The sequence below is a fragment of the Rhodobacterales bacterium HKCCA1288 genome, assembly GCA_015693905.1.
GTDB lineage: Bacteria > Pseudomonadota > Alphaproteobacteria > Rhodobacterales > Rhodobacteraceae > M30B80.
The window spans coordinates 1,812,411-1,826,090 of record CP065161.1; the positions used below are offsets into that span (position 1 = coordinate 1,812,411).

Here is a 13,680-nt window from a genome sequence, read left to right on the forward strand (position 1 = left end):
TACCATTACTCGGACGCAGAATAACCTGAAATCACGATCCCGCGAAAGCCCTTCGCGCGTGAAACTCCAAAATCTTGATCAAAAGGAAGCGCTCATGCCCCAGCCAGATGATACGGCGGAAATTCTCGTTGAATTGCATCGCGGCCCTTTTGCCGAAAGCCAACATCGCGGCCATGCTGTTGTGGTGGATCATGCAGGGACAATTTTGGGGGCGTGGGGCGATCCGTCCAAAATTATTTTACCCCGCTCAAGCAGCAAGATGATCCAAGCCTTACCTCTCATTGAAAGCGGTGCGGCGGATCACTTTGGTCTGAGCCAAGCGCAGCTGGCTTTGTCTTGTGCCTCCCATAATGGGGCAAAGGTGCATACGGATATGGTCGCAGCATGGTTGGATCATTTGGGCCTTCAAGAGGCAGATTTGCGCTGTGGCCCACAAATGCCCGATGATCGCGCCGCGCGAGAGGATTTGATCAAATGCGACTGTGCACCAGATCAGGGGCATAATAATTGCTCGGGCAAACATTCAGGATTCTTGACGCTGAACAAACATTTGGGCGGCGGCAGCGAATATATTGAAGCTGATCATCCCGTGCAAAAAGCGGTTCTTGAAGCCTTTGAAGATGTGACAGGCGAAACCAGTGCAGGCTATGGGATTGATGGCTGCTCTGCACCAAATTTTGCCTGCTCCCTTTTGGGGCTTGGTCGGGCGATGGCGCGTTATGCAGGTGCAAACCCTGATGGCGCGACCCGCGAGGCGGCAATGGCAAAACTGCATCGCGCTATGGCCACCCACCCCATTTTGGTTGCGGGTGAAGGGCGCGCCTGCACCGACCTGATGGCGGCGATGGGGGGCCGCGTTGCGGTGAAAACAGGGGCCGAGGCCGTTTTTGTGGCAATCATTCCCGAAAAGAAAATCGGCATTGCCCTGAAAATCGAAGATGGCGGCACCCGCGCCTCAGAAGCCGTAATCACGCAATTGCTGATCGGGGCGGGTGTGTTGGATGCAGCCAGCCCCGTTGCAAAACGCTTAACCTATGGGCCAATCACCAATCGCCGTGATGTTGAAACAGGTTTTATTCGCCCTGTCGCAAGCGTGCGAGATTGGCGATTATCCTAAGCCTTGTGCCGCCTCTTTTGGCAGAAAGATCTCCATCGCTTCGCGCAGATCAGCGCGGCTTAATGGTTTGGGAATGTGATGGTTTACGCCTGCCGCGCTCATCTTAGCGCGGTCATCCTCCATGACATGGGCTGTCATGGCGACAATCGGCACGGGCGGCAGACCTTCGGATTTTTCCAAGGCACGGATATGGGTTGTGGCCTCTATCCCATCCATCTGCGGCATAGAAACATCGGTGAAAATCATATCAGGGCGGCGCGCCTCATACTGCGCGACCAACGCGGCACCCGTGGCGACCAAAACCAAATCAACCCCCAATGGGTCGATCAGTTTGCGAAAAAGCATCTGGTTGGTCGCATTGTCCTCAGCGGCCAGAATATAGGGCAGCGCGGGGGTTTGGTCGGGGGCCTGCTCAATCGGGGCAATCGGCGGTGCATCAACCACAACCTGTGCAGCGGAAAGCGGCAAGGTGACGGTAAATCGGCTGCCGTGACCGAGGGTTGACGTCACCGAAACATCCCCACCCATCAGCGTTACCAAGCTGCGTGTGATCGCCAGACCAAGGCCTGTCCCCTCAAAACGGCGATTATTTTGATCCTCAACCTGATTAAATTCGCCAAAGATATGATCCAACATATCCTCGGCAATACCGATGCCCGTATCCTCGACCCATAGGGTGAGCGCAGGCGTGTTTTCGTCACCCTCAGCGACCCAAGACAGGCCAACACGGACATGGCCCGCTTCGGTAAACTTCACCGCATTTCCCACCAGATTGATCAAAATCTGGCGAATTCGGGCGGGATCCCCATGAATCAGCTTAGGAAAATCTGACTCAATCTCAGTTAAAAGCTTTAAATCGCGTTCTACACAAGACGCCTGCAAAAGCTTGATCACATCCTCGACCAGCGCGATCAGATCAAAATCTGAATTGTGAATCTCAAGGCGATGCGCCTCGATTTTTGAATAATCCAGAACATCGTTAATCACCGCCAAAAGCGCTTGTGCGGAACTTCGGATAGTATCCACGCAGTGGGTTTGCTCGCTGTCTAGTGCCGTATCGCGCAACAACTCCGTCATGCCCATTACGCCATTCATGGGCGTGCGAAACTCGTGGCTCATATTTGCCAGAAATGCCGATTTTGCCCGATTTGCCGCCTCGGCACGATCCCGCGCCTCTCGCAAGCTGGCCTCGCGGCGCATGGTTTGGGTGATGTTCAGCGCCAAGGTCACGATGTCACCCTCGGGCGTATGTCGATCAACAAGTCGGATATAGGCCCCGTTCCAAAGCCGCAGAACTTGGTCAGGGATAATGGGCTGACACCACCGATCAAGCATCTTGGCGACCCAATCACTGGGGGGCACCCCCTCAAGATCTACCAGACCCTCATCAGCGGCCACCTTCAAAACGGCCGCATATTCGGCGCCTGGCCCCACATCAACCACGCCATCAAAGGCGCCTAAAAATGCGGGATTTGCCGCGACCATGCGCCAATCGCTATCAAACACCGCAAAGCCATCGGTGATTGCGCGCAGTGAATCCCAAAGGCGGCGTTCGGCTATCTCAGCTTTGGATGTGACAAGTTCCAACTTGGCCTCCACCCGTTCAGCCCGCCCCTCAAGCTGCTGTTCCCGCGCGCGTTGTGCGATGACCTGATGGCTTAAATGGTCGGCGTGCTGGGCCAGTTTGCGATGCGCCGCGTAAAGTTCCTCTGATCGTTGGGCAAGCAACCGTTCCGCCTGAAGGCGCAAGCGCCGTTCCTGCGTCAGGCTTTTATCCATCCCGAATCCGTAGATCGTCACCGCTTTGCCCTCATGGATCTCTAGGCCAATCTCGCAAATCAGAGTGAACAGAATGTTAAAAAGCCCGCCCCCCATAAGGGGAGGCGGGTCAGGAATTCCTAAATATCTGGCGTAGATTAATGGGCGCTAAAGCGAAGCGGGCGCACCTGCTGGAACAACCCAGTCGCTTTGAGTGCGTCAACCGCAGCAACGGGGGGTTGTTCGTCCAGATACAGCATCGCAATCGCCTGATGCCCTTTTGAGGCACGGCCCAAGGTAAAATTAGCGATGTTGACGTTCATCTCAGCCATCGTGCGGCCCAATGTGCCGATGATGCCTGGAACGTCCTCATTGGTGGTATAGAGCATGTGTTCACCGATCTCGGCATCAATGTTGATGCCTTTGATCTGAATGAAGCGTGGCTTGCCATCCGAGAACACCGTGCCTGCAATAGACCGCTCTTTCGAGGCTGATTTCACATTGAGGCGAATATAGCCATCAAACACACCTGATTTATCCTGTGTGACAGTCGACAATTCAATCCCGCGCTCTTTGGCGATAATCGGTGCGGACACCATATTCACGTCAGGGTTGGTCGCCTTCATGACACCTGCAATCGCGCCACAATTCAGCGCCTTGAGGTTCATATCTTTGACAACGCCATTATAGGTGATCTCGATTGTCTCAATCGCGTCTTCGGTCAACTGACCGACAAAACTGCCCAAATGCTCGGCCAACTTCAACCATGGCCCCATGACACGCGCTTCTTCCGCTGTCACAGAGGGCATGTTCAGCGCGTTGGTTACGGCACCTGTCAGCAGGTAATCCGCCATTTGTTCGGCCACTTGCAGCGCCACATTTTCCTGTGCCTCGGTCGTGGCAGCGCCCAAATGCGGGGTCACGACCACGTTTTCAAGATTGAACAATGGGTTCTCGGTTGCAGGTTCTTCTTTGAAAACGTCAAAGGCGGCGCCTGCCACATGGCCTGATTTAATCAATTCAGCCAAAGCAGCCTCATCCACCAAACCACCGCGGGCGCAGTTGATGATGCGCACCCCTTTCTTGGTTTTGGCCAAATTTTCAGCCGATAGGATATTTGCCGTCTTTTCGGTGAAGGGCACATGCAGCGTGATGAAATCAGCGCGCGCCAACAGCTCGTCCAGTTCTACCTTGGTGACACCGATTTGCGTGGCGCGTTCTTCAGAGAGGAACGGGTCATAAGCCACAACCTTCATCTTGAGGCCAAGCGCACGTGAGCAGACGATCGCCCCAATATTGCCCGCGCCAATAACGCCCAAGGTTTTGCCTGTCAGCTCAACCCCCATAAAGCGGGATTTCTCCCATTTGCCCGCATGGGTCGAGGCGTTGGCCTCGGGGATTTGGCGCGCAACGGCAAACATCATCGCAACCGCATGCTCTGCGGTGGTGATGGAGTTGCCGAACGGCGTATTCATCACGATGATGCCTTTTTTCGAGGCTTCGGGGATATCCACATTATCTACGCCGATCCCTGCGCGGCCAATGACCTTTAGGTTATCGGCAGCCGCGATGATCTTTTCCGTAACTTTGGTCGCAGAACGAATTGCCAAACCATCATATTGGCCGATGACCTCAAGCAGCTTGTCTTTGTCTTTGCCAATGCTTGGGTCAAAGGTCACATCAATGCCGCGATCTTTGAAAATCTGAACGGCTGCATCCGAGAGTTTATCGGAAATCAATACTTTAGGAGCCATGATAGGGCCTCATATGTTCGAAATGGGAAAGGGTCTGGCCGCAGGGATCACACCCGCATTGCGGCCAGAAAAAGGGGTTTAAGCCGCAGCAGAAAGCGCCGCGATTTCGGTTTCAAACGCCCAATCAAGCCATGGCAGCATGGCTTCGATATCGGCGGTTTCCACCGTGGCACCGCACCAAATACGCAGACCCGCAGGTGCGTCTCGGTAGGCCCCGATATCGAGCGCGATACCTTCGCCTTCGAGACGTTTTGCAACCGCCTTGGCGAAGGCTGCGCCATCCGTAATGCGCGGATCCGTGAATTTCAGGCAAACGCTGGTGTTCGAGCGTGTCGCGGGATCTTCGGCCAGATTGTCAATCCAATCGCGAGACGCGCAGAAATCGAAAATCGCCTGCGCGTTCGCGTTGGCCCGTGCCATCAAGGCAGGCAATCCACCGATGGATTTGGCCCAATCAAGCGCGACCAAATAATCTTCAACGGCGAGCATGGACGGGGTGTTGATCGTTTCCCCCTTAAAGATGCCCTCAATCAATTCGCCGCCTTTTGTCATGCGGAAAATCTTGGGCAACGGCCATGCAGGTGTGTAGCTTTCAAGCCGCTCAACCGCGCGCGGGCTGAGGATCAACATGCCATGGGCAGCCTCACCGCCCATGACCTTCTGCCAAGAGAAGGTGGTGACATCGAGCTTGTCCCATGGCAAATCCTGCGCAAAGGCCGCCGAGGTTGCATCGCAAATGGTCAAGCCTGCGCGATTGGCAGGGATCATGTCGCCATTGGGCATCTTTACACCCGAGGTCGTGCCGTTCCATGTGAACACAACATCCGTGTCATAATCGACCGCGCCCATGTCAACGATCTGGCCATAATCGGCGTTCAGAACAGTCGCATCGAGTTTCAGTTGTTTGACAACATCACTGACCCAACCTGCACCGAAGCTTTCCCAAGCGACCATTGTGCAGGGGCGCGCACCCAAGAGCGACCACATGGCCATCTCAACCGCGCCTGTGTCAGAAGCGGGCACGATGCCAATGCGATAGTCAGCAGGCACGCCCAGAATTTCACGAGTCTGGTCAATCGCGGCAGCAAGCTTTGCCTTGCCAATCGCAGCGCGGTGCGACCGACCCAAAGGGGCGTCAGCCAGTTTATCCAATGTCCAGACGGGGGGTTTGGCGCAGGGGCCAGACGAAAAACGCGGATTAGCCGGCCGCGTTGCCGGAGTGGTCAAAGCCATGATGTGATACCCTCACAGATATATGCCCCTCGTTGGGGAGGGGTGTCCCATCTGCGCTGCTATACCTATGTTGCACGGCGCGCAAGTCGGAAAATAAATCAAAAGAGTCGCAGTTGATGACTGGCTCAAACGGCCAAAGGCGGAGATGCGCAGCGCAAAAATAAACAAGTAACCCAATGTCTTTAAATTGTGACAATCATATGTCAGATTTAATTTACAGGTTTTCCTTGCGCCAACGGGGTATTTCGCGCTAAAGATGAGTGGTAAATGCTTATTCACGCCTTGGGTGCAAAGTGGAAGATTTCTCACAAACACGCCAGTTCAGCCTCAAGGATTTTGTGCCTTTTCAAATGGCTGTCATCGCAAGCGCCCTGTTTCAGAACCTGATGCGGGATGCAGATTTACAGGTTCCAGAATGGCGCATCATGATGGCTTTGCCTGAGAATCAACCCTGTTCCTCGCATGATCTGTGCATTTTGACCGCGATGGATGCCGCACGGGTCAGCCGCGCACAGCGCCGCCTCGAAGATCTCGATATGATCAATGTTTCGACCGATGCAGTGGATCGCCGCCGTTTGGTGGTGCGCCTGTCCGAAAAAGGGAATGAGGAAATCCGCCGCCTTCAAGCCGCCGCTCTAGAAGCGGAAACCGATCTTCTAGACCGCCTCGGCCCAGATGAACGCGCCCAATTGCGCACAGTCGTCTCTGATCTTTACGCGCGCGGCTAATCAGCCAAGATTTGCTGCAACAGCCGCCCGTCTGGCCGCTCCAATTCCTCGATCACATCGAAGTGATGCAAGCCCGCTAGATGCATCGCTTCAATTTCAACACCAGCGCCATACCAAATATTCGCCAAAAGATCATTTTGACGGATGAATTCGGGCCGCTCATCGCCCCCCACGGCGGCAACGAATCGCGCGGTCTTTCGCGGCAGCAACAATGCGGGGCTTTCCCGCATGGCTTCCTCTAAGGTCAAACGCAGGTCTTGGTTGATTTCTGTGTTCAGCAAAGGCCGTAAATCATGCACGCCCGAGATTGACATCACCTGAACCACGCGAGAGGCGACCGCGTCAGGCAAAACGCCTTCGCACATCATGCGAGTGGCTAAATGCCCGCCTGCCGAATGGCCCGTGATTCGGATTGGCCCTTCCACCAAACCCGCCGCATGGCAAACAGCGCGCATCATTTCATCGGTGATTTGAGCAATCCGCGCCTCGGGTGCGAGTGTGTATGACGGCAGGGCCACGGCTTGCCCCGCGTCTCGCAGGGCGCGGGCCAAATGGCTAAATTCGCGCGGCGAGAACCGCCGCCAATAGCCACCGTGAATAAAAATAGTCAGACCTTTGGGCGCGCCATCAGGCATGAATAGATCAAAATACTGGCGCGGGCCTGTCCCATAGTGATGCGTGACCGGCGGATAGGTCGCGCGAAAACTGGCTGCGGCTTCTGTCCAACGTGTGATGAACCCATCTGCATCGGGGATATAGGCCCCGTTTTGATAGGCATCATCGAAATCTGTAATCTTAACCATGGCCGCCTCGTCTGCGTGAATTCGCCTCACTTTTGCACAGGATAAGAAATTGGCAAGGGCAAGCACTAGTTGCGAGTCATTCGCAACTTCTTGACTTTTTGCGAATGATTATCAATATCATCTTTGTGGCGGCAATGATGGCCCGCAAGGGCCTATGTCTTTCGATATTGGAGAAGCTTTCATGCGTTTCCTACGCATTTTGACAGTGATGCTGCTGCCCGTTCTGGCCGCACCCGCCCTTGCGCAATCTGCACCCATCAAAGTGGTCGCTACCACAGGGATGATCGCAGATGCCGCCAGTCAGATCGGGGGGGATTTGATCGAATTAAAGACCCTCATGGGTGCGGGCGTTGATCCGCATTCTTTTCGGCAAACCCGTTCGGATATTCTGGCATTAATGAATGCGGATCTAATCCTATGGAATGGGCTTTATCTTGAGGCGCAACTTGAGCCGCTCCTGCTTGATCTTGGGCAATCCCGCACTGTTGTCGCGGTGGCAGAGGCTATCCCACAAGACAGATTGCGCAGTCATCCAGAGTATGAGGATCGATTTGACCCCCATGTCTGGATGGATCCGACCCTATGGCGCACAGTTGTTTTAGCCGTGCGCAATGCATTGAGTGCGTCATATCCCGAAGGCGCTGCCATTTTCGAAGCGAATGCCGCACAGCATTTGGCCGAAATTGATCGCCTAGCCGCCTATGCCCAAAGCAGCCTCTCAAGCGTTCCCGAAGCAGCACGGGTTCTGGTCACAGCCCATGATGCCTTTGGCTATTTTGGCCGCGCTTTTGATTTCGAGGTTTTGGGCATCCAAGGCATCTCGACCGCATCAGAAGCAGGGCTTTTGCAAATCTCAACCTTGGTCGACACGCTGGTGGCGCGCCAAATTGGGGCCATCTTTGTTGAAAGCTCTGTATCTGACCGCAATATTCGCGCCCTCCAAGAAGGTGCGGCTGCCCAAGGTCACGCGGTCGCCATCGGGGGCGAGCTTTTTTCAGACGCGATGGGGCCAGAAGGCAGCTATGAAGGCACCTATATCGGGATGTTGGATCATAACATCACCACCATCACCCGCGCCCTTGGGGGCACAGCCCCTGAAGGTGGGATGAATGGCGCGTTAACCCCTTAGCGGCAAGGAATTGGCCATGTTACGGCTTCATCAGAACGACCAACCCCTCGATCCGCAAAGCCCGCTGGCCATACGCGGCCTCAGCGTCAGCTATGGGGAAAAGCCCGCGCTTTTCTCGGTCGATCTTACGGTGGCGCCCCGCTCAATGACGGCCATCATCGGGCCAAATGGCGCGGGCAAATCGACCTTACTTAAAGCGGCGCTGGGGGTCGTTCCGCGTCTCTCGGGGCAAGTATCGATTTTCGGACGCGCTCTGGCCTCTGAACGCCACCGCATTGCCTATGTGCCACAGCGCGCCAGTGTCGATTGGGATTTTCCTGCGAGTGTGCGCGATGTGGTCTTGATGGGCCTCTATGGGAAAATAGGGCTTCTGCGCCGTATCAGCCGTGACGATCAGGCCATAGCCGAGGATGCTTTGGCACGGGTCGGGATGCAGGACTTTGCCCATCGTCAAATCGGCCAGTTGTCAGGTGGACAGCAACAGCGGGTCTTTCTGGCCCGCGCCTTGGCCCAGAATGCTGATCTTTACCTTTTGGACGAGCCTTTTGCAGGCGTAGATGCAGCGACCGAAGCGGCCATCATTGCCGTTCTCAAAAAGCTGAAAGATGAGGGAAAAACGGTTGTTGCGGTGCATCATGATCTTTCAACTGTAACCGCATATTTTGACCATGTCGCGATGATCAACACACGCCTCATTGCAGAAGGGCCTGTGGCCCAAGCCTTTACCACCGCACATTTGCAAGAGGCCTATGGCGGGCGATTGGCGACAGCGCAAATCGATCGATTGCGGGAAGCGGGTCACTATTAGACATGGGTATCATGGCCTTCACACTGACCTATAATGTCGCTTTGGTCATGTTTGGCGCAGGCGTTTTGGGCGTTGCCGCAGGGGTGACAGGAACATTTATGTTTCTGCGCAAACGCGCCTTGCTATCGGACGCGATCAGCCACGCCACCCTACCTGGCCTCTGCGGGGGGTTTATGGTGATGGTCGCCTTAGGCGGCACTGGGCGCGCATTAGAGGGCTTATTGCTTGGCTCTGCGATCAGCGCGGCACTTGGCCTATTGGCAGTTAATTTCCTGAAATCCCGAACAAGATTATCCGAGGACGCCGCAATTGGGGCGGTCTTGTCGAGCTTCTTTGGGTTGGGGGTCGTCATGTTGACCCTGATCCAAAACATGAGCGCGGGCCGCCAAGCAGGCTTAGACCAACTTTTACTCGGCTCAACCGCTGCAATGCTGCGTGAAGATGCTGAAATGATTGCAATCGGGGCAGCGTTGGTTTTCATGGTGGGTCTTGTTCTGCATCGGGCGATGACCCTCACGGCGTTCGATGAAAACTTTGCCCGCGCGTTGGGATTGAACGTGCCCCTGATTGATGCGGCGGCCATGGCATTGGTTTTAGCCGTAACCGTTGCGGGGTTGAAAATCGTGGGTCTGATTTTGATCGTTGCCTTGCTGATCATCCCCCCTGTCACCGCGCGTCTCTGGAGCAACCGCGCCGCCTATATCTGGCCCATTGCGGGCGCAATTGGCGGGGCATCGGGCCTGATTGGCGCAGGCCTTTCAAGCCTTGCCCCCGATTTGCCCACTGGCGCCATTATCGTTTTGGTGGCAGCCGGATTTTTTCTCATTTCGCTTTTGGTTGCGCCCGCACGCGGGGTCTTGGCCTCCGCGATGCGGCACCGCAAATTTCAACGCCGCGTGCATCGCAGACAGGGCTTGCTTGCCTTGGCCCAAGGCTATCGCATACTGGAGCCCTATACCCGCAAGCTTCTACAGCGCGAAGGTTATGTGCGTGCCGATGGGGTGATGACCGAACGCGGCCAGTCTGCAGCCATAGCAGCACAGCGCGATGAGGCGCGTCTGGCCTATTTGCGCAGCAAACCCGATTATGCCGAATTTCTGTCGCGCCATGACGGGTTGAGCGACCTATCCCGCGCCTTCACCCGCGATGAGTTAGCCCATATCGACACAAGATTGGAGGACGCGTCATGAGCGGCGCTGAATTCGTGCCCCTTTCGCTTCCGCCGATTCTCATCGGCATTTTGGCGGCAATCGCCTGCGCCCTGCCTGGAAATTTTTTGGTGCTGCGCAAGCAGGCCTTGATTGGCGATGCCATCAGCCATGTGGTTCTGCCAGGGATCGTGCTGGCCTTTTTGGTGACACAAGCCCTAGACGCTTGGGCGATGCTTTTGGGTGCAGGTGCTGCGGCCCTTTTCGCAGTCGTGATGATTGATGTGATCAAACGTGTCTCGCGCATTGAGGTGGGCGCAATCATGGGTGTGGTCTTCACCACCTTATTTGCGCTTGGTGTTTTACTTCTCGAGCAAAGCAGCGCGTCTTCGGTTCATTTGGATGTCGAACACGCTCTGATGGGAAACCTTGAAAGCCTGATCTGGCTTGAGGCGCCGGGATGGGCCTCGCTGCTTGATCCTGTGGCGCTTGCTGGCCTGCCACCAGAACTGCCCCGTCTGGCCCTGACTTTGGTGCTGATTGTGGTGCTTTTAATCATCTTTTGGCGGCCTTTGACCCTATCAACCTTTGATGAAGGCTATGCCGAAAGCCTTGGCTTACCCGTGCGCGCCATTAGTCTTGGCCTTGTGATGGTCGCGGCTTTGGCCGCCGTCACGGCCTTTGATGCCGTGGGCTCTATCATCGTGATCGCAATGTTCATATGCCCCGCCGCCGCCGCACGTTTGATGACGGATCGTTTGCGCAGTCAAATTATGTGGAGCGTGGGTTTTGCCACGCTCTCGGCAAGTTTGGGATATGTTTTGGCGGGATATGGCCCGCTTTGGATCGGCCTCGAGAACTCCGTCAGCGCCGCAGGTATGATTGCGGCAGTTTCGGGATTGATCTTGGCGCTTACCGCCGTGTTCGGCCCAAAACGGCGCGCAGCCACCGCCTAAGCCTAAGACAGTTTGCCGCCGCTTTCCCGAGGCAGACAGTCGCTTTCACCCTTGAGTTGCAGGGCCCCAAAGGTTACACCGATCTCGCTTCGGTCTCAGTGTTGGTGACAACATTGGGTGAAAAGGGAACGCGGTGTAAATCCGCGACTGCCCCCGCAACTGTAAGCGGCGAGTGCGATTGGCATATGCCACTGCGGCCCCAGATGGGCCACGGGAAGGCCCGATCAAACAACGACCCGCGAGTCAGGAGACCTGCCGAGGTGATCACCCTGTCCAAGCGCGGTGGGCGCAGCGGGCAACGGACAATTCCGTAGTGGTGGCACAAATCGCCGTCTGCGGAAGGGCCAACCCTCCAATGACCATTCACTTTTGCGCAAGGCATGTGCCTTGCCACCCATTCGTAATTGGAGAGCAAAAATGCGCCCCTCTTCCACTCTGAGCCTCGCCGCGCTGTGCGCAGGTCTCGCCGCCACACCCTTGGCCGCACAAAATGTATTCACCCTTGATGAACTGGTCTTTTCCGCAAGCCTCACCGATGTCGCGCGGGATCGGACGGGGGTTAGAGTGAGTCGCTTAACCGCGCGCGACTTGGCCAATGGAGGTCGTCTGCAATTCTCTGAATTTCTCGAAACGCTGGCCGGTGTCAACGTAACGCAATCAGGCCCCATCGGAACCAGCGCAACCCTCCGCATTCGTGGTTTGGACAGCAAATATATCCCTGTCCGGATCAATGGAATTGACGTGACAGATCCGTCCTCAACGCAGACGCAATTTGACTTTGGAAAGTTGACCTCTTCCGGCATCGCCTCGGCTGAGGTTCTCTACGGATCACAGTCTGCAATTCTTGGTTCTGGGGCCATTGGCGGCGCGGTTAACATCACGACAGTCGATGCGCCTGACGAAATTGGCAGCGAAATTGGTTACAATCTTGAGGTGGGCAGCTTCGAAACAATGCGCACAGGTTTGACTTATGGAACCCGATTTGAGCGCGGGTTCTTAGCCGTGAGCCTGAGCAATACAAATACAGAAGGCTATTCAGCCGCAGATGAGAACGCAGGCAACGCGGAGGCGGATGGATTTGAATCGATCGACTTGAGCCTGCGCGGCGAGTATCAGGCGACAGATACTCTAACATTTGGCGCCAGTGTTTTGGCGCAGAATGCCAATTTTGAATTTGACGCATCGGGCGGTGTTGGTGGGGACGCTGCACGTTTCAGCGAGTATGAACTGCTCGCAGCGCGTCTTTTTGCGCTCGCTGATTTTGGCAGCAGCACCCATGAATTTGGAATTGAAGCCTCGCGCACAACCCGCACTGATCCCTCTGCGCCCGCTGGACGGCGCTTCTTGTTTGAGGGGCAGCGCGAGAAGCTAACCTATTTGGGGGTGCAATCGCTAGACAATGGTGACACGATCAGCTTTGGCGCGGAGGCCATGACGGAGCGGTATTTTTCTACCGATAATACAAGCCCCATCCACGCCGATTACGAAAGCAATTCTGTTTTTACAGAATGGCTCACCTCACCCCTGACAGACCTTGATATCTCAATCTCTGCGCGGTTGACCGACAATTCCGACTATGGGTCAAAAACCACTGGTCGCGTTGCGATTGCATGGCAAGCGGGCCCATCAAGCCTTCTGCGCGCCTCCCTTAGCACGGGATTCCGCGCACCTTCATTAAACGAGCTATATGGGCCATTTGGCGCGAACGCCGCCTTGCAGCCAGAAACCAGTCAATCCGCTGAAATCGGATTTGAACACGTGATGGGCAGAGTAACCTTTGAAGCAGGGCTGTTTCAGACCCGCATTACGGATTTGATCCAATATACCACAGGTTATAACCAAGTGCCTGGAACAAGTCGCACCGATGGGTATCAGTTGGGCCTCTCTTACATCTTCCTGAATGATGCAGAAATTGATCTGAATTATACATCCACAGATGCCCGCGCGGCAGATGGCGCAAGGCTCGCCCGCGTGCCGCGCCATGATGTATCGTTGAGCGCGTCCACGCCCTTGGGGCAACGAACCACTGCGGGCCTGTCGCTGCAATCAGTCTCTGATCGCCTTGATACGACAACACCGCTTGAAGACTACACAGTTCTCAACGCTAACCTGACCTATACCTTGGCCAATGGTGCTGATCTGTTCATGCGCATTGATAACCTAACAGATGAGCAATACCAAACCACCCGCGGTTACGGTGCTTCCGACCGCGCATTTTATATCGGGGTTCGTGGCACGTTTTAGGC

At 55.4% G+C, this 13,680-nt stretch carries 11 protein-coding genes and 1 riboswitch; of the genes, 7 read left to right on the plus strand and 4 right to left on the minus strand.

What is annotated here, in order from left to right:
• Positions 1 to 94 precede the first annotated feature (94 nt).
• Positions 95 to 1,117 carry an asparaginase gene (locus tag I3V23_08910; GenBank protein QPI84706.1) on the plus strand — a complete coding sequence of 341 codons (1,023 nt, stop codon included), beginning with the start codon at positions 95 to 97 and terminating at the stop codon, positions 1,115 to 1,117.
• Here I3V23_08910 and I3V23_08915 read toward each other — a convergent pair.
• From I3V23_08915 to I3V23_08925, 3 genes are all read right to left on the minus strand, one after another.
• The gene (locus I3V23_08915) at positions 1,109 to 2,896 is read right to left on the minus strand and encodes a response regulator (protein ID QPI84707.1); all 1,788 of its coding nucleotides are present in this window, start codon (positions 2,894 to 2,896) and stop codon (positions 1,109 to 1,111) included. The two genes, I3V23_08910 and I3V23_08915, sit on opposite strands and share 9 nt — an antisense overlap.
• Before the next feature lie 137 nt (positions 2,897 to 3,033).
• Positions 3,034 to 4,629, minus strand: a complete 1,596-nt coding sequence (locus I3V23_08920; protein QPI84708.1) for a phosphoglycerate dehydrogenase — start codon at positions 4,627 to 4,629, stop codon at positions 3,034 to 3,036.
• 78 nt (positions 4,630 to 4,707) lie between these two features.
• Positions 4,708 to 5,862 (minus strand): phosphoserine transaminase, encoded by a 1,155-nt coding sequence (locus I3V23_08925; protein ID QPI84709.1) that lies wholly within the window; start codon positions 5,860 to 5,862, stop codon positions 4,708 to 4,710.
• Positions 5,863 to 6,155: 293 nt separating this feature from the next.
• Here I3V23_08925 and I3V23_08930 point away from each other — a divergent pair, with 293 nt between their 5' ends.
• The gene (locus I3V23_08930) at positions 6,156 to 6,590 is read left to right on the plus strand and encodes a MarR family transcriptional regulator (protein ID QPI84710.1); all 435 of its coding nucleotides are present in this window, start codon (positions 6,156 to 6,158) and stop codon (positions 6,588 to 6,590) included.
• Here the strand turns inward: I3V23_08930 and I3V23_08935 are convergent.
• Positions 6,587 to 7,384, minus strand: coding sequence for an alpha/beta hydrolase (locus I3V23_08935; GenBank protein QPI86772.1), 798 nt, complete (start codon positions 7,382 to 7,384; stop codon positions 6,587 to 6,589). The two genes, I3V23_08930 and I3V23_08935, sit on opposite strands and share 4 nt — an antisense overlap.
• Positions 7,385 to 7,574: 190 nt before the next feature.
• Here I3V23_08935 and I3V23_08940 point away from each other — a divergent pair, with 190 nt between their 5' ends.
• The 5 genes from I3V23_08940 (at position 7,575) to I3V23_08960 (ending at position 13,678) form a co-directional block, all read left to right on the plus strand.
• On the plus strand, positions 7,575 to 8,522 hold the full coding sequence (locus tag I3V23_08940) for a zinc ABC transporter substrate-binding protein (protein QPI84711.1): 948 nt from the start codon (positions 7,575 to 7,577) through the stop codon (positions 8,520 to 8,522).
• A gap of 16 nt (positions 8,523 to 8,538) precedes the next feature.
• Positions 8,539 to 9,330 carry a metal ABC transporter ATP-binding protein gene (locus tag I3V23_08945; GenBank protein ID QPI84712.1) on the plus strand — a complete coding sequence of 264 codons (792 nt, stop codon included), beginning with the start codon at positions 8,539 to 8,541 and terminating at the stop codon, positions 9,328 to 9,330.
• Positions 9,331 to 9,332: 2 nt separating this feature from the next.
• Positions 9,333 to 10,520 (plus strand): metal ABC transporter permease, encoded by a 1,188-nt coding sequence (locus I3V23_08950; GenBank protein QPI84713.1) that lies wholly within the window; start codon positions 9,333 to 9,335, stop codon positions 10,518 to 10,520.
• On the plus strand, positions 10,517 to 11,434 hold the full coding sequence (locus tag I3V23_08955) for a metal ABC transporter permease (protein ID QPI84714.1): 918 nt from the start codon (positions 10,517 to 10,519) through the stop codon (positions 11,432 to 11,434). Before I3V23_08950 ends, I3V23_08955 begins: the two co-directional genes overlap by 4 nt.
• Before the next feature lie 73 nt (positions 11,435 to 11,507).
• Positions 11,508 to 11,709, plus strand: a riboswitch (cobalamin riboswitch).
• A 142-nt stretch (positions 11,710 to 11,851) separates the two neighbouring features.
• Complete coding sequence (locus I3V23_08960; protein ID QPI84715.1) at positions 11,852 to 13,678, plus strand: TonB-dependent receptor; 1,827 nt, start codon at positions 11,852 to 11,854, stop codon at positions 13,676 to 13,678.
• Positions 13,679 to 13,680 lie beyond the last annotated feature (2 nt).

What these genes read in the sequence shown, in the direction of transcription:
- I3V23_08950 (QPI84713.1), top strand. Translation starts at nt 9,333, where the DNA reads ATGGGTATCATGGCCTTCACACTGACCTATAATGTCGCTTTGGTCATG.
- I3V23_08910 (QPI84706.1), top strand. Translation starts at nt 95, where the DNA reads ATGCCCCAGCCAGATGATACGGCGGAAATTCTCGTTGAATTGCATCGC.
- I3V23_08955 (QPI84714.1), top strand. Translation starts at nt 10,517, where the DNA reads ATGAGCGGCGCTGAATTCGTGCCCCTTTCGCTTCCGCCGATTCTCATC.
- I3V23_08925 (QPI84709.1), bottom strand. Translation starts at nt 5,862, where the DNA reads ATGGCTTTGACCACTCCGGCAACGCGGCCGGCTAATCCGCGTTTTTCG.
- I3V23_08915 (QPI84707.1), bottom strand. Translation starts at nt 2,896, where the DNA reads ATGGATAAAAGCCTGACGCAGGAACGGCGCTTGCGCCTTCAGGCGGAA.
- I3V23_08945 (QPI84712.1), top strand. Translation starts at nt 8,539, where the DNA reads ATGTTACGGCTTCATCAGAACGACCAACCCCTCGATCCGCAAAGCCCG.
- I3V23_08920 (QPI84708.1), bottom strand. Translation starts at nt 4,629, where the DNA reads ATGGCTCCTAAAGTATTGATTTCCGATAAACTCTCGGATGCAGCCGTT.
- I3V23_08960 (QPI84715.1), top strand. Translation starts at nt 11,852, where the DNA reads ATGCGCCCCTCTTCCACTCTGAGCCTCGCCGCGCTGTGCGCAGGTCTC.
- I3V23_08940 (QPI84711.1), top strand. Translation starts at nt 7,575, where the DNA reads ATGCGTTTCCTACGCATTTTGACAGTGATGCTGCTGCCCGTTCTGGCC.